Below are 20,417 nucleotides of genomic sequence, written 5' to 3'. Positions count from 1 at the left end.
CATCGGCGGTACCGCTCGGCCGGAAACACCCGCAGTACCCGCACATCCACTCTGCATGAACAGTTCGTCTCGGGCCGTCCCCCGGGTCGTGCAGCCAAGCAGTCATCCCAAATCCCGCATCACGAGTCTCCATCGCGGGTGCCCCTGTGAACCTTGGGAGTCAGGCATCATGACCCAGCAGTCAGTGGAGCCCAGGACCACCGCGGAGGAGGCGGGCCCCGGCTCGCGCATCCCCGCCGGCAGATCCTGGCTCGACCGGTACTTTCACATATCCGAGCGTGGATCCACGGTTGCGCGCGAAGTGCGCGGCGGCGTCACGACCTTCATGGCCATGGCGTACATCCTCCTGCTCAACCCGCTCATCCTCGGCGGCAAGGACGTCGAAGGACATCTGCTCAGCCAGCCGGGACTGATCACCGCCACCGCGCTCGCCGCGGCCGCGACCACCCTGCTGATGGGCTTCGTCGGCAAGGTGCCCCTGGCGCTCGCGGCCGGGCTCAGTGTCTCCGGCGTCCTCTCGTCGCAGGTCGCCCCCGAAATGACCTGGCCGCAGGCCATGGGCATGTGTGTGATGTACGGCCTGGTGATCTGTCTCCTGGTGGTCACCGGTCTGCGTGAGCTGATCATGAATGCGATCCCGCTCGCGCTGAAGCACGGCATCACGATGGGCATCGGCCTGTTCATCGCCCTGATCGGCCTCGTCAAGGCCGGATTCGTGCACGAGAACCCGGCTCCCGGCGGCGGCCCCGTCTCTCTCGGCCTGACCGGTGAACTGGCCGGCTGGCCGGTGCTGATCTTCTGCGTGACCCTGCTGCTGATCTTCATGCTGCAGGCGCGCAACATCCCCGGTGCGATCCTCATCGGCATCGGCGTCGGCACCCTGATCGCCATGGTCATCAACACGGTCGGCGACATCGACCCCAAGGCCTGGTACAGCGGTGCGCCGGAGCTCAAGGGCAGCGCGGTCTCCTCGCCGGACTTCTCGCTCTTCGGGAACGTCGATTTCGGCGGCTGGGGCGACGTCGGCGCGATGACTGTCGGCTTCATCGTCTTCACCCTCGTGCTGGCCGGCTTCTTCGACGCGATGGCCACCATCATCGGCGTCGGCACGGAGGCCGGGCTCGCCGACGACAAGGGCCGGATGCCCGGCCTGTCCAAGGCGCTGTTCATCGACGGCGCAGGCGGTGCGATCGGCGGCGTCGCCGGAGGCTCCGGTCAGACCGTGTTCGTCGAGTCGGCGACCGGCGTCGGCGAAGGTGCCCGCACTGGCCTCGCCTCCGTCGTCACCGGACTCTTCTTCGCGGCCTGTCTTTTCTTCACCCCGCTCACCGCGATCGTGCCGGCCGAGGTGGCTTCCGCCGCCCTGGTCGTCATCGGAGCGATGATGATGCAGAACGCCCGTCATGTGGACTGGAGCGATCGCGCCGTCGCGATCCCGGTCTTCCTGACCGTGGTCCTGATGCCCTTCACCTACACCATCACCACCGGAGTCGCAGCCGGTGTCATCTCCTACGTGGCCATCAAGGCGGCCCAGGGCAGGGCCCGGGAAATAGGCGGCTTCATGTGGGGGCTCACGGTGATCTTCGTCATCTACTTCGCCCTGCACCCGATCGAGAACTGGCTGGGCGTCAACTGACCCCCGCCCCTCCACACCTCGCTTAAGGAGACACGCCATGCTGGACATCGCCGAAGAGCTTCACCGGTGGGTCGGGCAGGGACGCGAGTTCGCCGTCGCCACGGTCGTGGCGGTCGGCGGGAGCGCACCCCGGCAGCCGGGAGCCGCCCTCGCCGTCGATCGCGACGGCAACGCGATCGGTTCGGTCTCCGGCGGGTGTGTGGAGGGTGCGGTGTACGAGCTGTGCCAACAGGCTCTCGATGACGGCATCACCGTACGGGAGCAGTTCGGCTACAGCGACGAGGATGCCTTCGCGGTCGGTCTGACCTGCGGCGGCATCATCGACATCCTGGTGACACCGGTCCGCGCGGACGACCCCGCACGCCCGGTGTTCGCCGCCGCGCTCGCCGCCGCGGCGGCAGGGCGGGCGGCGGCGGTGGTACGGATCACCGACGGCCCCGCCGAACTCCTCGGCCGCCCCCAACTCGTCCACCCCGACGGCTCGTACGAGGGTGGGCTCGGCGGACACCCCGAGCTGGACCGCACCGCCGCGGCCGAGGCCCGCGCCATGCTGGACGCGGGCCGCACCGGCTCCGTCACCATCGGCGCCGAGGGCTCACGCTGCGGCCGCCCCCTCGCCCTGCTCGTCGAATCGAGCGTCCCGCCGCCCAGGATGATCGTCTTCGGGGCCATCGACTTCGCCGCCGCCCTGGTCAGAGCCGGCACATTCCTCGGCTACCACGTCACCGTGTGCGACGCCCGACCCGTCTTCGCCACGGCGGCCCGCTTTCCCGACGCCGACGAGATCGTCGTCGACTGGCCGCACCGCTACCTCGCGGCGACGGCCGTCGACGCGCGCACCGTGCTCTGCGTGCTCACCCATGACGCCAAGTTCGATGTTCCGCTGCTGGAAACGGCGTTGAAGCTCCCGGTCGCGTACATCGGCGCGATGGGTTCGCGCCGCACCCACCTGGAACGCAACGACCGGCTGCGCGCGGTCGGCGTCACCGAACTCGAACTGGCCCGGCTGCACTCGCCGATCGGCCTCGACCTCGGAGCACGTACCCCCGAGGAGACCGCGCTCTCCATCGCCGCGGAGATCGTCGCCGACCGGCGTGGCGGCAGCGGCGTCCCGCTCACCGGCGCACACACCCCGATCCACCACGAGGGCGGGCGGCAGGTGGCCGGGCGCATCTCATCGGTGGCCTGACCGGCTGTCGGACTGCGACAAGAGAGATCGAACGTTTCCGGTCCCTGCTCCGTCATAGGTGTGAGAAAAGGAGCTGGGAATGGCCCGATGGCGCAGAGCCGAGTCCCCGGACCGTGGACCGACCCTTGCGGAAGCGCTGGACAGCGGGAGAGTACGGGCAGTACTCGCCCTCGGCGGCGTGCCCTGGGACGAGCTCGACGACGGAGTCCAGCAGGTACGGCTGAAACTGATAGAGGAGGAAGCGAAGCGGGGGCGTCAGCAGATCAGGGAGCCCGCGGCCTGGATCAGCGTCGTCGCGTCGCGGGTGGCGATCGACTGGCATCGTGCGCGCAACCGTGACGCGGGACTGCGGGAGCGGCTGGCCGGCCGATGGGAGCAGCACCCGCCCACCGAACATTCGGAAGAAAACCGGCTGCTCGCACTGACCGTCGCACAGGGCCTGGACTCCCTGCCCCCGGCGCAGCGGCAGGTACTCACCCTGCGCTTCTACGCCGACCTCACTGTCCGGGACATGGCGGAGCTGCTGGACATTCCGGAGGGAACGGTGAAGAGCCGGTTGCATGCCGCCGTCACTGCCGTGCGGGCACGGCTTCGGGAAATGGAGGTGCTCTGAGATGCAGACAGCGGACGAAGACCGCATCCGCCTGGCACTCGGCATGATCGGGGCCGAGGCGGCCAGGGACTGCGCCGACGCGGATCGCGAACCGGTACCGGTCGGCCCACGGCGTCCGGCACGCCGAAAGTACCTGCCGGTGCTGATCCTTGCCGCAGTGGTCGCCGGCGTCGCAGTTTCCTACGGGGCGTGGACCGATGGGTCCGGCACACCCTCGCGCAGGCCGGCGGGCCGCGAGGCGGAAGCCGGTATGACATGGGAGGCCGTGGTCCCTTGTACGCAGGTGATCGCCGAGGGTGATGTGCTGTCGGTCCGTGATGCTCCCGAATCCGGCAGGGTCATTCTGACCTTCGCCGTCGACGACTGGCTGAGGCCGGCGCAGGGACGAAAGCGGATCGACGTCGATGTGCTGGATCCCGCTGCGGAGCCCGGCTCCGCACGCTGGAAACCGGGCGAGCATCTGCTGCTCGCCGTTTACGATTTCCGCGATCAGCCCGCGAGTTACTTCCGGGGGAATCAGATCGCGGCGACGCGCGCGGCGATCGAGCCCTACCTCAAGGAATCCGAGGGAAAGAAATGCGGGCTCACCGGCACATGGCGTGACGCGGGAATGTGAGCGGTTCCGGCCTGCTTTCCGGCGACCCGAGTCCGTGCCCGGCGGCTCGTGACGAGGGCGTGCGTCGAGGTGGCGCGGTTCCGGTGCTGCGGCTGAGACAGGGCGAGCCGTACGGGTGGGGGAGACCTCACAGCCCCCGTCCCGCACGGCTCTCCTCACCTCACGGCCCGACTGGCGCCGTTGTCATGCGCCCGTGCCGTCAGTCCACCCCCGGGTCGCTGACCGGCGGGAAGTCCGCGGGCGGCTCCGGCTCCTCCTCGGCGGGATCCGAGGGATAGGTGGCGGCGTTGTAGGCCGCGAGCCGGGCGTCCGGTGTGTCGACCGGTGACACACCGGTATGCGGCTGCGCGCTGGAGAGCGCCGTGGTCATGGCCGTTGCGCTCTTCCCCAGGGTCGAGACGGCGAGTGGGCTGAATTCCACATCTGTGGCCTGGAGGGTGACGCCGGCAACGCCCTGGTGCTCACCCTTGCCGATGACACCGCCGTTGTAGGGAAGTACGCCGCTGGCGCTGGTAAGACCCCAGCCCTCACCGGTGCGGTATTTGGTCAGCGGAACGATGTAGGTGTTGCCCGTCTCGATCCTCTGATCGCCACCTACCCCACGAGCAACTCCCGTTCGCTGCCCGCCGCTCCTCGCGGCGCCAGGACGGTCCGCGTGCTCGACAGCATCCACGGCGCCGCGCTGAAGGCGGACAAGGACACCGCCCGCTCCTTCTGGAACGACATCGCGCGCCCGTCGCAAGCCCGTCCGCTGGACAACGGCATCGCCAGGCTCTGGCTCGACGGGCGCATGGAGGCCGCGCTCAAGGACTCGGTGCCGCAGATCAACGCCCCGCAGGCATGGGCCGAGGGGTATGACGGCAAGGGCACCAAGGTCGCCGTGCTCGACACCGGTATCGACCCGACCCACCCGGACGTCAAGGACCGCATCCTCGAGTCCAAGAGCTTCGTGCCCGGTCAGGACGTTCTCGACAGGAACGGCCACGGCACCCACGTCGCCTCCACCATCGCGGGCTCCGGCGCCGCGTCGAACGGCGTCAACAAGGGGGTCGCCCCGGGCGCGGAGGCACCACCCACTCCGCCCAGGAACAACAGCAGCAGGGCCATCAACCGTCTCTCTTCCGAGGAAGAAGAAGCGGATGTGGCGGAACGCGCATCGGCGCCCGCAGGCGGCGTGGGCTGCCGGTATGTGAGGTTGGCGCGAGCACGTGATGCCCGGCGTTCGAGGGCATGCTCCTCCTACCTGTTCAGAGCCCGGTCGAGCAGGCGTCATGTCGAGGTAGGGACCGTTGGCGACGGATGTCGTCGCGGTTGCGGCGAGCCCCTGCGCCGTAGCACGTGAGCAACGGTAGCGGGCCGCGACCGCGGTTGGAATGACGCGGCGGATTCAGGAAGGCTCCGGCACCCGGGCCGCGCGGCCGCGATAGGCGGTCACCGCTACGGTCGGCGCCGTGTCCATGCGTGCGTGTCCCCCCGGGCGCTCACCCCGGTGCCGGCTCAGACGGTGACGGTGCGATGAGCCAGTCGGCCTCTGACACGCGTAGTGGCAGGTTCTGGTCAAAGCCTTGTCCAAGCGCCGGACGTCTCGTCCCGCTCGTGATCGGGTCTCCTGCGACGGCTGTATCAACGCCCGTTTGGGAGGCCCTGGTGTCAGCACCAACACGTAAAAGACGATGGCTCACGATCTGCGCCATCACCGCATCCGCCGCACTCGTCGCGATACCCGCAGGCGCCGCGTCCGGCGGGGACAGCAGCCCCTTCGGGGCCCGTGCACTCGCGCAACTCGCCGCCGGGCGCGCGCAGTCGGTGGGTGGAATCACCCCCAAGGTGAAGGCGGAGGACGCCGATGGCGGCAATGAGGCCGACGAGATCGCCGAGGGCGCCGACCAGTACGCCGAGGCCCGGACCTCACCCGGCGTCGTCGCGCCGGGCGCGTACGGCGCCGCATGGAGCAGTCTGAACAACCTGTCGAGTACCGGTGGCAGTTGGCGCAACGTCACCGATCTGCCGTACAACTCCGACGACTCGCGCTACCGCGACTACGACTCCAACTCCAGTGGTGGTTCGGGCTATGTGACCGGCCGCCTGGCGGCGATGGCCGCCGACGACCACGGTTACGTCTACGCGGGCAGCGCGGGCGGCGGGGTATGGCGGTCCCGGAGCGGCGGCGGGCACTGGAAGCCGATCAGCGACAAGCTGCCGGCGCAGTCCACCGGGGCGCTCGCGCTGGACGGCGGGGGCCGGCTGTGGCTGGGCACCGGCGAGGCGAGCACCAACGCGGACGCCTATCTCGGCAGCGGCGTCTACGTCCTGTCGAACCCGCACCACGGCACCTTCTCCTCCCGCAGCCGGGTCGGCGGCGACGAGTTGGAGAGCACCACCGTCCACGAGCTGCGCTTCGGCGGCGGCAAGGTGTGGGCGGCTACCAGCAGGGGTGTGTGGAGCCACTCCACGAAGAAGCTCGTCGGCGCCTGGAAGCTGGAGTTCGCACCCAACCCCGACTATCTGCCGGGTGGTTCGCTGACGAGTGACCCCGCCGCCGCGTACAAGAACATCGCCAACGACATCGCGATCGACCCCAAGGACCCCTCGAAGGTGGTCCTGGCGGTCGGCTGGCGCAGCGGTGACGACTACAACGGCTTCTACACCAAGGTGAACGGCACCTGGACGCGGATCACCAGCGGTCTGGGCGATCTGCCGTCCGACGCGGACAACGTCGGCAACGTCACCTTCGCCCGCTCCGCCGACGGCTCGCGCTACTACGCGATCGACCAGTCGCCGGAGCAGCTGAACACCAACCCGGACAGCGGCCTGGAGGGTATCTACGTATCCAAGTCCGGTTCTCCTACCGGTCCCTGGACGAAGATCGCCGACTACAGGGGTCTCGCCGCCGACGGCTCGGCGCTGACTTCGAGCGGCTACATGCCCGGGGTCCAGGCTTGGTACAACCAGTTCCTGACCGTCGATCCGGCCGACGCCGAGCATGTGTACACGGGCCTGGAGGAGGTCTACGAGACGAAGGACGGCGGCAGTAACTGGTCGACCGTCGGCCCGTACTGGAACTTCGGCTTCTCCTGCTGGAGCATCGACCCCACCAAGCAGACGGGTGACTGCAACCAGACCACCCACTCCGACCAGCACGGCGTCGCGATCGGCAGCTACCACGGCAAGAGCTTTGTGTACGTGGGCAACGACGGCGGCGCCTACAAGCGGCCCGTCAACGGCAAACAGGACGCCGAGGGCCACGCCACCGACTGGATCTCGCTCAACGACGGGACCATCGACACCCTCCAGTACTTCTCGGTCGGCATCGGCAAGGACCTGGCCCATGGCGGCGTCTCCGTGACTGGCGGCCTGCAGGACAACGGCCAGTCGATCCTGCGCAGCAACGACACGGTGATGGGATCCAACTTCGGCGGTGACGGCGGCGACACCCTCACCGATCCGGCCAACGGCTGCAACATCGCTGAGGAGTACGTCTACCTCGCGGTCCAGGTGACGCAGAACTGCGCGGTCAACGACGGCTCCTGGGTCAACGATTCCAGCAAGATCACCTCGTACTCCGTCGCCCCGGCCGACAACGCCACCGGGGAGGCCCGCTTCATCGCCCCGCTCGCCGCGGACGCGAAGAACAGCTCGACCTGGATCGCGGGTGGCCGGCACGTGTGGGTGCAGACCCACGGCTACGCCATCCGCAGCGGCGACGAGTGGACCAGTGTCCACGATCTCGGGGCCGGCCACACCGCCACCGCCGTTGCCGCCTCGGGTGGCAAGGTGTACGCGGCCTGGTGCGGCCCCTGCAATAACCAGGGCTTCACCCGCGGCATCGCCGTCGGCAACGCGGACGGCACCGGCTGGCAGGACATCGTCCTCCCGGCCAAGGGCGCGGCCGGCACGGTGCCCAACCGCTACCTCAGCAGTTTCGCCATCGACCCCAAGAACGCTGACCACGTCTACCTCACCGTCAACGGCTTCTCCCGGCAGTGGACCGAAGGGCCCGGCGCCGGCGTCGGCCATGTCTTCGAGTCCACCGACGGCGGCACCACCTGGAGGGACATCTCGGCGAACCTCCCCGATGTGCCGGCCGACTCCGCGGTCGTCACACCGGGCGGTGGCCTTGCCCTCGGCACGGACCTCGGTGTCGTCTACCGGGCGCCGGGCCGTACGACGTGGCAGCGCGTCGGCTCCCTCCCGGCGGTCGCCGTGCTTCAGCTGAGGCTCAGCCCGAACGGCAAGACCCTCTACGCGGCCACCCACGGCCGTGGCATCTACACCATCGGCATACGCAACCTCAGCTGAGCCACACACCATCAGGAGGGGTGAACCCGGATCCGGCTTCGGACTCCGGGGTCACCCCTCCTTCGGGTACGGCACCACGCTGATCCTCGACGTGAAGGCCGCCCATGCCGCGCCCGCCACGTCCGGCGCCTTCGCCAGCACGGTGACTGTGGCCGCACCCGCCCGCACCCCGGCGCACCACAGCGACGCTTGGCCGGTACCGTCCGCGTCGACCCGCCACCCCGACGCCAGCACGAGAACGGGCGCGGAGCTGTGCACCATCGTCCGCCGCCAGTCGTCCGTACGCGGCCGCAGCACCAGGGCCACCACCGTCCTGGGCCCCTGCTCGCCGGCCCACCTGTCGACGGGTCCGACGGGGCTACCGGAGGTACCTGCCGCGCCGCCGCCCGCCGACCCACTGCACGCCGTCAGCACGATCACACCGGCGACCGCCAACCACCCGGCCCAGCAACGCGTCCCGCCACCTCCGGACCAATTCACCCGTCCAATCGACCGTGAACGCCGCGCAGAGCAGCACCGGGGCCGCGGCCAGGGCAAAACACGCCGCGAGCGGCATGTGCCCCAGCAGCGGACCGACCACGGCTGTTCCGCCCGAGGACCCGGCATTCACGGCGGTGTTGACCCATGCGCCGGCCTGCGTACGGCTGCCCGCGCCGACGGACTCGTCCGCGATCAGGTACGCCGTGGTCATGGCCGGGGCGACGAACAGCCCGGCGACGGCAACCATGCCGACCAGCACGTAGAGGTTCGGCGACAATCCGGCCGCGAGCAGGGACAGCCCCAGCGCCGCGGCAAGTGCCGTCAGCCGCAGCCGGCTCGAGGCGCGCCACGCGACGGCGCCGTAGGTTAGACCGCCGACCGCGCTCCCCGCGGAGAGCGCCGCCAGCACCCAGGCCGCGGCCGCATCCTGGTCCTGCCGGTCGGTGAAGGCCACCACCAGCAGATCCAGCGCCCCCAGGCACAGCCCCACCCCGGCCGCCACCGCCACCGCGTGCCGCAACGCGGCCACGCCCAGCAGTCGCTTCCCGGACGGTGCCGCAGAAAGTGGCTTCGTCCTCGGCGGGCGGACGCCCGTACCGCGTACTGCCGGAGATGTCACCAGGGCCGATGTCCCGACCAGCACCAGCGCGGCACTGACCGCCACACCGGCCGCGGGTTCGGCGAACTTCACCAGCAGACCCACCAGCAACGGCCCGGTGACGAAGAGGAGTTCCTCGGCCACGCCGTCCAGGCTGTAGGCGCGCTGGAGATGTTCCCGGTCGGGCACGAGGCCTTTCCACAGGGTCCGCATCACGGGTCCCAGCGGTGGTGTGCAGGCGCCGGCGGTCACGGCCAACGCTCCCAGCCGGACCCCCGACGCACCGGGCTGCCAGGTGCCGTGGGCCAGGACCGAGAGGAGCAGCGCGTACGCGATGGCCATCGGCGGCAGTGCGCGTCGTGGCCCGTACCGGTCGATCAGCGCGGCACGGGTGGGGGAGAGGAAGACACTGGTCGCCCCGAACAGGGCCATGACGGCGCCCGCCACGGAGTACGAGCCGGTGGCGTCCTTGACCGCCAGCATCAGGGAGAGGGAGATCATCCCGTACGACAGCCGTCCCAGCAGTGCGGCACCGAAGGTGCGGGAGGCATGACGGGTGCGCAGAACCGTTGCGTACGAGGGAGCGTGGGAGGGCGTGGGCGAAGGCGAAAGCATGAGGTTCGTTCCTCGGAAGGCAGCGCGGACCTGGCGCGCTGCGTGCGTGCAGGGACACCGGAGCCCCGCACCCGGTGTGGCGGGCGCGGTCAGTGCGGGGTCCTAGTAGGGCCTGGTCAGGTTCGTATTGGGATGGGTATGTCGCGGTGGCAGGTCGGGCAGGCGCCGGTCCAGACCGCGAGTAGGGTCTGTAGCTCGCGGATGACCTGGTAGAGGCTCAGGCCGACGCCGCGTCTTTTGGGGCTTGGGCCAGTCGTTGCAGGGTGCAGAAGGCATGCGCGACAGAGACAAGGGTGACGTGGTGGTGCCAGCCGCCCCAGGTTCGGCCCTCGAAGTGGGCCAGGCCCAGGGCCTGCTTCATCTCCCGGTAGTCGTGCTCGATGCGCCAGCGGAGCTTGGCGAGCCGGACCAGCGTGGTCACAGGCATGCCGGAGGGCAGGTCGGACAGCCAGAACTGCACTGGCTCGGGCTCGCCGGCAGGCCATTCGGCCAGCAGCCAGCACGCGGGCAGCTCCGGGCCGTCGGTGGCCTGCCGGACCTCGCGTCCGGCAGGCCGGACCCGCAAGGCCACGAAGCGGGAGTACATCCGCTTGCGGCCGGTGCGGCCGGTGCCGGGCCGGGAGCCTTCCCGCCACTGCACCCCTCGTGCGGCCTTCCGCCCCGCCGCGATGACCAGCTCCTTGACCGACCGCGGCTTGTCGGGATACTTGGCCACCGGTGGGCGTCCGGTCCCGGAGTACGGCTCGGTCACCGGCACCGCGTCGCCGGGCTGGGCCGACAGCGTGCTGGAGATTCCCACCACGTAGTTCAGGCCGCGGGCCTGCACCCCGTGCCGGAACGCGGCGGCGTCGCCGTATCCGGCGTCCGCGATGGCCAGCGGCACCTCGATGCCCCACGAGCGGGTCTCATCGAGCATGTCCAGGGCCAGCTGCCACTTCTCCACATGCCCGACGTCGTCCGGGATCTGGCAGGCGGCACGTCGGGCGACCTTGCCCGCATCGGCCTTCGCAGAGGCGGGATCCCATGTCTGGGGCAGGAACAGTCGCCAGTTGATGGCCGCGGAAGCGTGGTCGGAGGCGAGGTGGAGCGAGACGCCGACCTGGCAATTGGTGACCTTGCCAGCGGTGCCGGTGTACTGCCGCGACACACACGCCGAGGCGGTCCCGTCCTTCAGGAACCCGGTGTCGTCGAAGACCAGAGCCTCCGGCCCGATCACCTCCTCCATCCGCCAGGCCAGTTTCGCCCGGATGTGAGCCGGATCCCACGGGCTGGTGGTGATGAAATGGGCCAGTGCCTGCCGGTTCCCGTCTTCACCGAGCCGCGCGGCCATCGGCTCGACCGACTTACGCTGCCCGTCGGTAAGCAGCCCTCGCAGGTAGACCTGCCCCCAGCGGCGCTGGTCATTGCGCGCGAACGGCTCGAACACTTCCGCCGCGAACGCCTCCAACTCACCACGCACCACAGCAATCTCGTCCGGAGTCACACACTCCCAACGCCACACCGGGCCAAGAGGACACGCACCACCACAGCCGACCTGACCAGGCCCTACTAGGCACAGAGGAGGAACATGCGCGCAAATTTAGCAGCAGGCCGGCGAGCGGGACATGGCCCGACCGACACCCGGCTGCACGGCCGTCGCGCCGGCTCACCCGGCGCCCGAACCGAACCCGTGCCGTTCCGCCCACGAGGTGAGTGCGATGGCGATCGCCTCCGGTTGGTCCTCCGGCGCCAGGTGACCGGCCGGACCGCAGTGCACGGTCTCCAGGCTCGCGATGTTCGCCGCGCACCACGTCGCCATCTCCTCCCTGATCATCAGGGTCGGTGAGGTGTCGAAGGTCAGCAGCAGCTTCGGTACGTCGGTGCTGCGCGCCAGCCAGTCGTCGTACTCCTTGATGCGGGCGACCACATCGGACGGCTCGCCGTCGAGCGGCATCGCCCGCGACCACTCCAGCAGCGGGCGCCGGCTCCCGAGGGTCGGATACGGCGCGCGGTACACCGCCAGGTCCTCGTCGCTCAGCCCGGTCAGCACGGTTCGGCCGAAGGCCTGCTCGATGAAGACGTTCTGTTCGAGCACCAGTGACTCGCCGACCCCGGGCGTACGGAACGCCTCGAAGCGGGACCGCGCTGCGGCCGGGAACTCGGCCCAGGACATCGGCCGCACGATCGTCTCCATGAACGCGAGTCCGCGGGTCTGGCCCGGGTGACGGGCCGCCCGGTCGAAGGCGAGCGCGCCTCCCCAGTCGATGCCGACCAGTACGGCCCGGTCGAGCCCGAGGGCGTCGAACCAGGCGTCGAGATAGCGGGCGTGATCGGCGAATCCGTAAGGGATGTCGGGCTTGCCCGAGCGGCCCATGCCGATGAGGTCGGGGGCGAGCAGCCGGGCCGGCGCGCCGATCCGGGGCAGGACATTGCGCCAGAGATGGGAGGAGGCCGGGTTGCCGTGGAGGAAGACGAAGGGGATTCCGGTCGGATTGCCTGCCTCTTCGTAGTGCACCGTCGAGTCGAGGACATTCAGGGTCGGCATGGTCGGCCACCTTCACATTTCGTTGGTGAGACAAACGTTTATGGCACTAACGTTTCGACGCTCGTGAAGCTACATCGTTAGGGTCACTAACGCAACGGGTACGATCGGGCCATGAGCAAGAAGGCGGACACAGGCGCCGGCGACATGACGGACGGCAGCGGCGACCGGGCGGCAGCGGCCGGACTGCGAGGCCTGCCGAGCCGGCTGCTGGGGCTGACCGCGGCGCAGGCCGACCGTCTGGTCGGCGAGGGGCTGGCCGGTGCGGACGCGCGGAAATGGCACTACGCCGTACTCGTCGCCCTGCAGGAATCAGGTCCGGCCAGCCAGGCCACGCTGAGCCGGCGCACCGGCATCTACCGCAGCGACCTGGTCGCCGTCATCAATGAACTCGCCGAACGCGGTCATGTCGAACGCGCACCGGACCCCGCCGACCGGCGGCGCAACGTCATCACGATCACCACGCAGGGCCGCCGCCACGCGCAGCGGCTCGACAAGCTGCTGGCGGGCGTGCAGGACCAGCTGCTCGCGCCACTCTCCCCGGCCGAACGCACGCAACTGACAAGCCTGTTGGCGCGGATCCTGGACCACCATGCTCAGGCGGCACGGCGGGCGTCAGGCGGACCGTCAGCCTGACGCGCTCTCCAGGATCTCCTCGGCGGTCCGTCGCAGCCGGGGCAGGAACCGGCCGACCTCCGCGCCGCGGCGCAGGAGGTCGTCGGTGGACGTGATGCCGAGATCGGCGACGGCGGCGCGGAAGGCCGGCATGCGCGCGGTGTGCAGCCCGGGCGCGTCCGCGGCCAGGACGGTGTGGCAGCGGGCGAAGGTCGCGATGATCCAGAAGACCGCTTCACGGTGGTCGCCCCGGTCGACGAGCAGCCGGCTTCCGTCGACGGCGATCGGCCGCGCCTGCGCGGTGAGGTCGCTGCTGAAGAAGAACGGCGTCCTCGCGACCGCGGCCGTGGCATCGAAGGTGCGGGTCAGTTCGGACAGGTGCTGCCGGACGGTGGGGGCGGAGAGCTGTGCGCAGCCCAGGAGCTCCAGGAGTTCCGGGTAGAGCGACGGGTGCCCGTACTCGGTCAGTACCTCGCGGGCGGCGAGGTAGCGCAGCCGGACGGTGGGATTGCGCAGTGCGGCGACCAGCAGGACGTGGGTGGTCACCCCGGTGGGGAACAGCCAGCCGGTCACCTGCTCGTGGAACGGCGCGGAGGTGTCGAACGCGGCGAGCCGGGACTCGATGCGGTGGAGGGCGTCCTCGCACCGGCGGCGGACCCACGACCGTTCGGCGAACCGCGGTGAGACGGCTGCGTGCAGGGCACGCAGCCGGCCGGTGGGGTCGGCGATGACCGTGTCATGGCGGAAGCTGCCCGCCAGGTGGTACGAGGCGAGGACCTCGTCCGCCGAGGAGAGATCCGCCCACGCCACATAGGTGACCTCCAGCAGGGCGCCCCGGAAGCGGAGCTTGCCGGGTTTGACCGGCGGTTCGTCCCCGGCGAGGACGACGACGATGTCGACATCGGTGGACGGTGACAGTTCGGCGTCGTCCGGCAGTCCGACGGTGGATCCGCTGAAGTACGCACCGCGGAAGCCGGGTTCGGGGCGGGCGTGCTCGGCGACCCATCGGGTCGCGGCGGATCGTGCCGCTCCGACTTTCACCACGGTCCTCCTCGACGGCGTCCGGTTGCCGGGAGCAGTCAACACGGTCGGCAGGGCGTTGTCAGTGTCCGCTGGTACCTATGGGTACATGAATACCGATCACGTCCACCCCGCTGAACTGGCTGCACTCCGCACAGCCTTCGAGGCCGACGCCCCTCTCGGCTGGGACCGGGTGCATGCCTTCGAGGCGGAGCACGGCATCGTCCTGCCGGAGCCGTACCGCACCTTCGTCGCGGAGATCTCCGACGGCTCGTACGCGGGGCCGCCGGACTACGGCCTGGTGCCACTGGCCGAGCTGCCGGACGACGGCAGGGAAGCCGACGGCGAGCGGTGCCTGGCCGAGCCGTTCCCGTTGACGGAGGCATGGGTGTGGGAGGAGGACGACCGCCCGGAGGAGGAGCTCGAACCGCTCCTCGACCAGGTCTTCGGTCATGGCTCGATCGTCCTGGGCACCGATGGCTGCGGCATGGACTGGCACCTCGTCGTCACCGGACCCCATCGCGGTCACATCTGGCACATCACCGGTGAGGGGGCCCTGCCGTTCGGTGCCGAGTTCGGCTTCACCACCGCTGAACCGGGATTCGCGGGATGGGTGGCGCACTGGGCCGCGAACAAGCCGTGGTTCGACGCTCCGGAGGACGAGTCCGGCGCTGCGTAGAGCAGGTGTCAGGTCGCGTCGGGCTGTTCCTGTTCCGCGATGCGCCGCTTGGCCTCGGCCCAGCTGGCCGGCAGTACTACCACCCAATGCTGCATCGAGGCGAGACAGGCGTCGCGTGCGGCGCCGGACCGGGGGAGGGGCGAGACGCGCGGTGGGGTCCGCGGCCCCCGGGTGCGCCGAGATGACCACGGCGCTTGGTCGGCCGGGCGTGACATGCGGACGGGCGGTGCGGCGCCGATTCCGCGCCGCACCGCCCGTACCGGCGTCTGCTGCCGTTCTGCCCGGTCAGCGTCTTGCCTGCAGCGCCGCCCAGGTGCCGCTGCCGACGATCCCGTCGACCGTCAGCCCGTGGCCGCTCTGATAGGTGCGTACTGCCGTCACCGATTCCGGGCCGAAGCTCCCGTCGGTGTCCACGGTCGTGCCGAGCGCCGCGGTCAGCGAGCGCTGGAGCCGCTTCACGTCCGCACCCGAGACCCCCTGCTTGAGCGTCGGCATGGTCCCGGCCGACAACAGCGCCGTCCAGGTCCTCGCGCCGACGATGCCGTCGGCGCGCAGTCCGCGGGCCGTCTGGAACTTCTTGACCGCGGCCAGTGTGGCCGGGCCGAAGCTTCCGTCCACTGCGCCTGCGTCGAAGCCCTGCGCGGTCAGCAGCTTCTGCACCGCTGTGACCTGGGCGCCCGTCGATCCGCTCTGCTGGGTGGCGTACGAGGCGAAGCTCAGCCCGTCACTGCTGCTGCCGCCGCTGTCGTCGCCCCCGACGTAGCGCATGTAGCGGGCCCAGTCCCAGTACGGGCCCGGGTCGGTGTGGTCGTTGCCCGCCGCCTCGCTGTGGCCGATGATGTGCGCCCGGTCCTTCGGGATGCCGTACCTGTCGCACAGGACGCCGGTCAGGGCGGCCGAGGAGCGGTACATCGTGTCCGTGAACCAGGACGGGTCGTCGATGAACCCCTCGTGCTCGATGCCGAGCGCCGAGGCGTTCTCGCCCCTGGCGTGGTACGCGGTGTCGCTGTTGCGGACCATCTGGGTGATCTGCCCGTCGGAGGATCGGATCACGTAATGGGCGCTCACCTCGGCCGTGGGGTCCTGGAACCAGTTGATCGAGCCCGAGTACGAGCCCTGCGTGACATGGATGATCACCTTGCTGATCGGCGCCGACCGGCCCTTGGTGAAGTTGTTCGGGTCAGCCGGGACCCACAGCGCCGACGGGTAGTCGGGGCTCTGGGTGCGTACCCCGCTGTCGGAGAAGGTGCCCTTCTCCGGGGCGACCGGGCGGGCGGTCACCGAGACCCGCTCGCCGCCGGGGACGGTGGTGACGATCCCGTTCTTGAGGAACGTGTAGACGGCGTCGGCATAGAGGGCGGCGGCGCGGCCCGTCGTGCCGCTGTACCGCGCCACGGCCGGGTACCAGGCGTCGATGTCATCGCGCTCGGCGCCGTCGAGGCCGATGCGGTCCGCGTACGCGCGCAGCACGGCCGCGCCGCCGAGGATGTTGGCCGCGGTGTCCCGACGGAGCTTCGACAGCGGCGTGCCGGTGAGTGCGGCCGCCTTTTCCAGCGTGTGGTTCCCGGGGTTGCTGACCAGGTGCATCACGCCGTACCCGTTCGCCTGGCTGGGGCGCCCGGCGTGGCCGTCGAGGTGCGTCTCGCTGTAGCCGACGGCGGCGAGCAGATCGCGCGGTACGTCGAACTCCCGTGCCGCCTGCGCGAATGCCTGGTTCATGGAGTGGCGGGCGGAGACCGGAGGGGGTGCGGCGAAGACCGGCGTGCCGGTCGCGGCGAGCGCGGTGGCGGTGAGGGCCGCCAGCACGGATGCGCGGCCCCTCGTGTGGGCTGCGGCGCGTCTGGGCATACCTGCTCCTGCTGTGTGGGGGAGAAAGAACGGCCCCCGGACCCGAGTGGGGTGGGTCGAGGGCCGCGAAGCGGGCTCAGGCTATCCATGCGTCCAGGGCATGACAATCATTTGCCTGCGTGTCGAACTCCCTTTCACTCCAACACGGTTGACCGGTGAGACAGCAAGGCGCCCGGCGACCGTGCAACCGGTCTCCGGGCGGCTTGACTTGGCGTCAGATATGCGTCGCGCCTCGCTCCCGCTCCGCGACGAGCTGCAGCGCGACATCGATGATCATGTCTTCCTGACCGCCGACATACCTTGCCTCGCCCAGCTTTCGCAGGATCTCGTGCGCCGGGACGCCGTACGCCGCGGCGATCGGCTTCATCTCGTCGGTGCCGGAGAAGCCGTAGTTGAACGAGGAGCCGCCCAGGCCGTCGCCCTGACTGACCTCCAGTACCTCGACACCGGCGTCGTCCAGCGCCCGGACCACCGACCGCACCTGCACCTCGGTGAGCCGGTGGCGCATCGCGTGACTGCCGTCGCGCAGCGTCGGGATACGGGGTGTATTCGGGCGTTCCGGCAACGCAGCGAGGTGCCGTAGCTGCCTTCGTGCGCCCGCCAGGGATGAGATGACGGGACAGCCTTTGGGTCAGACGCTACGGGAGAGCTCCTCGGCGGCGGCCAGCATGCCGGTGACCGAGGCGCGCGCCACCTCTTCCCGGGTAGTGATCAGGTTGACGCACAGCTGCATCGCCGGATCGGCCGAACGCAGCGGCACGGCCACCCCGAAGGCACCCGGCTCCACCCGGCCGAACGTCATGGCGTACCCGCGCTCGCGCACCTCGGCGAGCTCGGCCGAATCGTCCGGCGACGGTGCCCGGAACGAGGCCAGCGCCAGACCGGCCGCGCCGACCCCGATCGGGTTGCGGCTGCCGACCCGGTAGGAGAGGTGGTAGTCCACCGACTGCGGCTCCGCCACCGCCACCGCCACCGCGTCGTCACCCTCCGCGGCGATCAGCGCGACCGTGGCCCTCAGCTCGTCGGCGGTCCGCCGCAGCACCGGCAGCGACGCCTCCCGGATCCCGGCCGCATAGCCACGCGCCAGCGCGGCGGTGCCGGACCCCGCCCGGTAGCGGCCGTCCGCGCCCCGGAACACCAGCCGGAACTCCGCCAGGGTGGTCAGGATGCGGTACGCGATGGTGCGATGCACGCCCAGGCGGTCCGCCACGTCCTGCACCGTGAGCCCGTGCGGCGTCCCGGCCACCAGCCCGAGCGTGGTCAGGCCCCGGGCCAGGGTCTGGGACCCGGTGGTGCGGGAGGAGGTCTTGTCGGGAACCGGCTTGTCGCTCACCCGGCAATCCTAGGGCGTGTCCGCACCGCGCCGTCGTCCGCCGGGAGGCCGCCGCCGCTGTCGGCCGGTCCCGTCCCGGCGGGCGCGGGGTCGGCCGTTCCCGGTTCCTACCAGCGGTCGCGGTGGATGACGTCGGCCACCGGGCGCCGTCGCACCGGCCCGAAGTTGCCCTGCGGCCACCCCACCGGAATCGCGGCGAAGGTCTGCATGTCCTCCGGGATGCCGAGGGCTTCCTTCCACTCCTGCTCCAGCATCAGATGCCAGATGGTGATGTTCGCCGCGAGCCCCAGCCCTCGCGCGGCCAACAGGATGTTCTGCACACCCGGGTAGACGCAGGAACCCTCGGCGAGCGCCTGGAACCGCGTCTGCGTGTTCATCATGTGCTCGGTCCCCGCCGGACCGAGCGCCTGCGCGTAGGCCACCAGTCCCTCCTCCTCGATCCGCGGCTCCGGGAACCGGTAACAGGGGACGATCAGCGCGGGCGTATCGGCGAAGTGGTCACGCTGGTACTCGATCGCGGCGACCATCCGCCCGTAGGCGGCGTCGTCCATGCCCTTCGGCGCGTGTTTCCCGGTGGTCGCCAGATAGGCGTCCACACACCTCTTCCACAGCGGCGCCAGACGGATCATCACCTCACGATCCGTCACCACCACGTACTCGTAACACTGCATGTTGCCGCCGCTGGGAGCCCAGACGGCCGCCTGTACGAGCTGCTCCAGCGTCTCCTCCGGCACGGGCTCCGGCTTGAGGCGGCGCATGGCGCGCATGGTGGACATCGTTGCGAAGAGGGCGGGTCCGTCGGTCGCGGACTCGGCGGTCTGAACCGTTTCGATGGTCATGATCGCGGAGTGTACGGGCGAAGCTCCGGCAGGGGGAGGCCCGTTGGCCGGCGCCGTCCGGCTCCCGTCCGTGCGGAACCGAGGGGTCTCACCGTCGTCAACGGCGCCGCCGGCGGCGTCGCCACCGACCTCGGCGCACACGGCCCGAGCCGGGCCGGTCTTCGCGGGCGAGCACGACACGGTGAGTACATGCCCACACCGTGGACGCACCGATTCCCGCGGCGAGCCGGGAGCAGGCCGGCTACGCCGTCGGGATCCATACGCGCATGGCTCCGGCCCCCCGGTTCGCCCATACCGCTTACGGCACCGCGGTCAGCTCACCAGCCGTCACCACTGTGACATCGCCCAGCAGTTCACGTCGGTGGTCGGCCCTGAGCGGGGCCTCCCGGTCGAGGGCCACCGCGTCCAGGCGCCGGGTCTGGTCGGCGGACTCCAGGCAGTACACGACGGGCCCGCGCTCGATCGCGACGCAGCCGCGCACCGCGTCGACGCGCGGGTCGGGGCGGGTCAGCCGCGGTTCCATCGGCAGATGGAGCACGACGGTCTCGCCCCGCTGCCAGTGGCGGCGCACCCGCAGCCAGCCGCCTCGGCAGCGACGGGCGCACCGTCCAGTGTGGCGCCGGAACACCAGGCGGGGATGCGCAGGGAGAGCGTCCAGGTGCCGGGTCGGACGGCGGTCACGGCGATGCGCCCGTCCCACGGGTAGCCGGTCCGTACCGACACGGGCCCGTACGTCCCCGTCGCGTACTGGTGCAGCTGTACGCCCTCCCGGTCGGCGCCGGTGCTCGCGACGTAGTGCGGGAGCGAGGCCGGCAGTCGCATCACGTTCGGCGAGCAGCAGGCGCACCGGAACCAAGGGGTGCGGCGAGCGGACTGGTCGTCGCGGTGGCCCTCGTACCCCTCCCGGACCTGGAGCGGGTTGACATACAGCCAGCTGTTCCCGTCGAGCCCCGCCCCGGCGAGGAATCCGTTGAAGAGCGTGCCCGCAGACGCCGTCGACGCGCCGGTCCGTACCGAGGACGGAGTCGATGTGGGCGGCGAACCTCTCTGCAATGGCGAGGAGTTCGCGTCCGCCCGTGGAACGGTGGTGGGCCACGGCCGCCTGGATGAGGTGCCCGGCGCAGTAGAGCTCATGGCCCCAGTCCAGCTCCTGCCACCGCAGCCCGGGGCGGGCGACCTGGTAGTACGTCTGCAGATAGCCGTCCGGGTCCTGGGCCGCGCCGAGCAGCGCGGTCAGCCGGTCCACATCGGAGGCGAGCCGGCCGTCTCCCGTCGCGTCGGGGTCGGCCAGTTGCCAGGACGCCGCCTCCAGCCACTTGTGGACGTCGGAGTCCTGGAACGGGAAGTCCCCGGTGAAGTCGCCGCTGATCCGGGCAGGGGTGACGGGGTGCAGCACGGTGTGCGCGGTGCTGCTCGGGCGTATCGGTCCGGCGCTCATGGGCGGGGATGACAGCGATACGACCGGTCGAACAGAGGGGGGCCGCCCGTTGACCGGGCGGCCCCCCTCGGGCTGTAC

General features: G+C 70.4%; 17 protein-coding genes and 2 pseudogenes. 8 read left to right on the top strand and 11 right to left on the bottom strand.

Features of this window, described 5'->3' with window-relative positions:
• Positions 1-169: 169 nt before the first annotated feature.
• From OG972_RS09230 to OG972_RS09215, 4 genes are all read left to right on the top strand, one after another.
• Positions 170-1,636: an NCS2 family permease gene (locus tag OG972_RS09230; RefSeq protein WP_266979976.1), complete on the top strand. Its 1,467-nt coding sequence runs from the start codon at positions 170-172 to the stop codon at positions 1,634-1,636.
• Positions 1,637-1,673: 37 nt separating this feature from the next.
• Positions 1,674-2,825: an XdhC/CoxI family protein gene (locus tag OG972_RS09225; protein ID WP_266979974.1), complete on the top strand. Its 1,152-nt coding sequence runs from the start codon at positions 1,674-1,676 to the stop codon at positions 2,823-2,825.
• Positions 2,826-2,904: 79 nt separating this feature from the next.
• Positions 2,905-3,438 (top strand): RNA polymerase sigma factor, encoded by a 534-nt coding sequence (locus OG972_RS09220; RefSeq protein WP_266979972.1) that lies wholly within the window; start codon positions 2,905-2,907, stop codon positions 3,436-3,438.
• Position 3,439: 1 nt separating this feature from the next.
• On the top strand, positions 3,440-4,054 hold the full coding sequence (locus OG972_RS09215; protein ID WP_266979970.1) for a hypothetical protein: 615 nt from the start codon (positions 3,440-3,442) through the stop codon (positions 4,052-4,054).
• Positions 4,055-4,253: 199 nt separating this feature from the next.
• Here OG972_RS09215 and OG972_RS09210 read toward each other — a convergent pair whose 3' ends face one another.
• The gene (locus tag OG972_RS09210) at positions 4,254-4,727 is read right to left on the bottom strand and encodes a hypothetical protein (protein WP_266991043.1); all 474 of its coding nucleotides are present in this window, start codon (positions 4,725-4,727) and stop codon (positions 4,254-4,256) included.
• On the opposite strand from OG972_RS09210, the pseudogene OG972_RS09205 reads away from it, so the two are divergent.
• Positions 4,635-5,117: pseudogene (locus OG972_RS09205) on the top strand (S8 family serine peptidase); the annotation flags it as partial. The gene OG972_RS09210 and the pseudogene OG972_RS09205 sit on opposite strands and share 93 nt — an antisense overlap.
• A gap of 584 nt (positions 5,118-5,701) precedes the next feature.
• The gene (locus OG972_RS09200; protein ID WP_266979968.1) at positions 5,702-8,353 is read left to right on the top strand and encodes a glycosyl hydrolase; all 2,652 of its coding nucleotides are present in this window, start codon (positions 5,702-5,704) and stop codon (positions 8,351-8,353) included.
• A 51-nt stretch (positions 8,354-8,404) separates the two neighbouring features.
• Here the strand turns inward: OG972_RS09200 and OG972_RS09195 are convergent, their stop codons facing one another.
• The 4 genes from OG972_RS09195 to OG972_RS09180 all read right to left on the bottom strand — a co-directional run bounded on the left by OG972_RS09195 (position 8,405) and on the right by OG972_RS09180 (position 12,570).
• Positions 8,405-8,662: an acetyl-CoA synthetase gene (locus tag OG972_RS09195; protein ID WP_266979966.1), complete on the bottom strand. Its 258-nt coding sequence runs from the start codon at positions 8,660-8,662 to the stop codon at positions 8,405-8,407.
• Between the two features lie 49 nt (positions 8,663-8,711).
• Positions 8,712-10,046, bottom strand: a complete 1,335-nt coding sequence (locus OG972_RS09190) for an MFS transporter (RefSeq protein WP_266979964.1) — start codon at positions 10,044-10,046, stop codon at positions 8,712-8,714.
• A gap of 217 nt (positions 10,047-10,263) precedes the next feature.
• Positions 10,264-11,529: an IS701 family transposase gene (locus OG972_RS09185; protein ID WP_266979962.1), complete on the bottom strand. Its 1,266-nt coding sequence runs from the start codon at positions 11,527-11,529 to the stop codon at positions 10,264-10,266.
• A 162-nt stretch (positions 11,530-11,691) separates the two neighbouring features.
• Entirely contained in the window at positions 11,692-12,570 is an 879-nt protein-coding gene (locus OG972_RS09180) for a haloalkane dehalogenase (RefSeq protein WP_266979960.1), read from the bottom strand.
• Positions 12,571-12,714: 144 nt separating this feature from the next.
• Here OG972_RS09180 and OG972_RS09175 point away from each other — a divergent pair, with 144 nt between their 5' ends.
• A complete protein-coding gene (locus OG972_RS09175) occupies positions 12,715-13,203 on the top strand; it encodes a MarR family winged helix-turn-helix transcriptional regulator (RefSeq protein ID WP_266990362.1) in 489 nt (162 codons plus the stop codon).
• Here the strand turns inward: OG972_RS09175 and OG972_RS09170 are convergent.
• On the bottom strand, positions 13,195-14,223 hold the full coding sequence (locus OG972_RS09170) for a hypothetical protein (protein ID WP_266990360.1): 1,029 nt from the start codon (positions 14,221-14,223) through the stop codon (positions 13,195-13,197). The genes OG972_RS09175 and OG972_RS09170 overlap by 9 nt on opposite strands.
• 88 nt (positions 14,224-14,311) lie before the next feature.
• Between OG972_RS09170 and OG972_RS09165 the strand changes: the two genes are divergently transcribed.
• The gene (locus tag OG972_RS09165) at positions 14,312-14,881 is read left to right on the top strand and encodes an SMI1/KNR4 family protein (RefSeq protein ID WP_266979958.1); all 570 of its coding nucleotides are present in this window, start codon (positions 14,312-14,314) and stop codon (positions 14,879-14,881) included.
• A gap of 285 nt (positions 14,882-15,166) precedes the next feature.
• Here OG972_RS09165 and OG972_RS09160 read toward each other — a convergent pair whose 3' ends face one another.
• The 5 genes and pseudogenes from OG972_RS09160 to OG972_RS09140 form a co-directional block, all read right to left on the bottom strand.
• Entirely contained in the window at positions 15,167-16,729 is a 1,563-nt protein-coding gene (locus OG972_RS09160; RefSeq protein ID WP_266979956.1) for a peptidoglycan-binding protein, read from the bottom strand.
• Between the two features lie 214 nt (positions 16,730-16,943).
• A complete protein-coding gene (locus OG972_RS09155; protein WP_266979954.1) occupies positions 16,944-17,294 on the bottom strand; it encodes a hypothetical protein in 351 nt (116 codons plus the stop codon).
• A 66-nt stretch (positions 17,295-17,360) separates the two neighbouring features.
• Positions 17,361-18,062: an IclR family transcriptional regulator gene (locus tag OG972_RS09150; protein WP_266979952.1), complete on the bottom strand. Its 702-nt coding sequence runs from the start codon at positions 18,060-18,062 to the stop codon at positions 17,361-17,363.
• A gap of 107 nt (positions 18,063-18,169) precedes the next feature.
• Positions 18,170-18,901, bottom strand: a complete 732-nt coding sequence (locus tag OG972_RS09145) for a nitroreductase family protein (RefSeq protein ID WP_266979950.1) — start codon at positions 18,899-18,901, stop codon at positions 18,170-18,172.
• Between the two features lie 298 nt (positions 18,902-19,199).
• Positions 19,200-20,339: pseudogene (locus OG972_RS09140) on the bottom strand (beta-L-arabinofuranosidase domain-containing protein).
• Positions 20,340-20,417: the final 78 nt, after the last annotated feature.

Origin of the sequence: Streptomyces sp. NBC_01669 (assembly GCF_026339735.1) — a bacterium.
GTDB lineage: Bacteria > Actinomycetota > Actinomycetes > Streptomycetales > Streptomycetaceae > Streptomyces > Streptomyces yanii.
Note: the sequence above shows the minus strand (reverse complement) of the source record. Positions and strands in the feature narration are given on the sequence as shown.

Coding starts and splice junctions, on each gene's coding strand:
- OG972_RS09230 (WP_266979976.1), top strand. CDS start 170: ATGACCCAGCAGTCAGTGGAGCCCAGGACCACCGCGGAGGAGGCGGGC.
- OG972_RS09225 (WP_266979974.1), top strand. CDS start 1,674: ATGCTGGACATCGCCGAAGAGCTTCACCGGTGGGTCGGGCAGGGACGC.
- OG972_RS09220 (WP_266979972.1), top strand. CDS start 2,905: ATGGCCCGATGGCGCAGAGCCGAGTCCCCGGACCGTGGACCGACCCTT.
- OG972_RS09215 (WP_266979970.1), top strand. CDS start 3,440: ATGCAGACAGCGGACGAAGACCGCATCCGCCTGGCACTCGGCATGATC.
- OG972_RS09190 (WP_266979964.1), bottom strand. CDS start 10,046: ATGCTTTCGCCTTCGCCCACGCCCTCCCACGCTCCCTCGTACGCAACG.
- OG972_RS09180 (WP_266979960.1), bottom strand. CDS start 12,570: ATGCCGACCCTGAATGTCCTCGACTCGACGGTGCACTACGAAGAGGCA.
- OG972_RS09175 (WP_266990362.1), top strand. CDS start 12,715: ATGACGGACGGCAGCGGCGACCGGGCGGCAGCGGCCGGACTGCGAGGC.
- OG972_RS09165 (WP_266979958.1), top strand. CDS start 14,312: ATGAATACCGATCACGTCCACCCCGCTGAACTGGCTGCACTCCGCACA.
- OG972_RS09160 (WP_266979956.1), bottom strand. CDS start 16,729: ATGCCCAGACGCGCCGCAGCCCACACGAGGGGCCGCGCATCCGTGCTG.
- OG972_RS09145 (WP_266979950.1), bottom strand. CDS start 18,901: ATGACCATCGAAACGGTTCAGACCGCCGAGTCCGCGACCGACGGACCC.